This is a genomic window from Streptomyces endocoffeicus (assembly GCF_016741935.1).
Taxonomy (GTDB): Bacteria; Actinomycetota; Actinomycetes; order Streptomycetales; family Streptomycetaceae; genus Streptomyces; species Streptomyces endocoffeicus.
This window is the reverse complement of record NZ_JAERRG010000140.1, coordinates 1-1,499: the sequence shown is the minus strand read 5'-3', so window position 1 is coordinate 1,499 and position 1,499 is coordinate 1. Positions and strand designations below refer to the sequence as shown.

1 protein-coding gene is annotated in these 1,499 nt (G+C 70.2%); it reads right to left on the bottom strand.

Annotated features, from left to right (window positions below):
* The coding region (locus tag JK364_RS54240) for a polyketide synthase dehydratase domain-containing protein (RefSeq protein WP_201858851.1) at positions 1-1,483 on the bottom strand (1,483 nt) is incomplete at its 3' end.
* Positions 1,484-1,499 lie beyond the last annotated feature (16 nt).

The following is a 1,499-nucleotide window of genomic DNA, read 5'->3' as shown; positions in this document are numbered from 1 at the left end:
CCAGGACCGTGCCGTCCGGGTCCCAGACCGGCTCGGACACAGCACCGGCAGCGGCAGCGCCGGTGGCCGTGGCGGTGGTCTTGGCGGCGGTGGTCTTGGTGGTGGTTTTGGTCAGCCGGGGTACTTCGTAGCGGCCGCCGGTGATGCGTAGCCGAGGTTCATCGAGCCCGGCGGTCGCGGCGAGCTGATCCAGGGTGAGGGTCTCGTCGTCGCTTTCGACCAGGATGAAGCGGTCGGGGTGTTCGGACTGGGCTGAGCGCACCAGGCCCGATACCGCGGCGGAGGCCAGGCCGGTGCCGGTGTGCACGACCAGCGGCCGGTCTTCCCCGGCCAGTGTTTCCTGGATGCTGTGCAACACCTGGGCGGTCAGGGTACGGGTCTGGGTCAGCGGATCGCTGCCGGGCTCGGGCAGGGCGGTGAACACCACGACATCGGCGGGATCACCCGGCCCGGGAGCGGGGATCTCGGTCCACGTCAGGGCGAACAGGTCGTCGGTGTTGGAGCCGAGCGTCTCCGTGGTCACCGGGCGACTCACCAGCGCGCCGATCGTGGCCACCGGCCGGCCCGTGCTGTCGGCGGCGTGCACGATCCAGCGGTCGGCCACCGGTGTCACCGCGACCCGCAGTATCGCCGCGCCGGTCGCGTGGAACTCGATCTGGTTCCAGGAGAACGGGAGCCGGAGGTCGTCGGGTGTCTTCAGGACGCTGGTCTGGAGGGCGGCATCCAGCAGGGCGGGGTGCACCAGGAACTGGTCTGCTTCCCGCGCCTCCTCGTCGGCCAGAACGATCTCGGCGTAGATGGTGTCCCCGTCACGCCACGCGGCCCGCAAACCCTGGAACGCCGGACCCCACTGCCAGTCGGCCCTGGCCAACCGCTCGTAGAAGTTCGACACGTCCACCGGCTCGGCCTGCACCGGCGGCCACACCTCGAGCTCCGGCAGCGAGACGGCAGGGCCGGCGGGGCTGATCGTGGCCGTGACCTGCCGGACCCAGACCTCCGCGTCGTCCGCCTGGGCGGACACGGTCACCGGCCGACGCCCGGCGCCGTCTGCCTCACCGACCGACACCGATAGGTGGACACCGCCGTGCTCCGGCAGCAGTAGCGGAGCCTCGATCAGCAACTCGTCGATGACCCCGCAGCCGACCTCGGCCGCGGCCCGGGCCACCATCTCCACGAAGCCGGTGCCCGGCAGCAGCACCGTCCCCCGCACCACGTGATCGGCCAGCCAGGCATGCGTGGCCAGCGAGATCCTGCCGGTCAACACCACCCCGTCCGAGTTCGGCAACTCCATCACCGAGCCGAGCAGCGGATGCTCCACCTTCCCCAGTAGCGGATGTCCCTCGTCCGCGTTCGCCATCCAGTAGCGCTGGTGCTGGAAGGCATAGGTGGGCAGGTCCAGCACGCGAGCGGGGTTCACACCCAAAACCGAGGACCAGTCGATGGGTACGCCCTGTACGTGCAGTTCCGCCAGTGCGGTAACCACGGCGTGTTTCTCATCC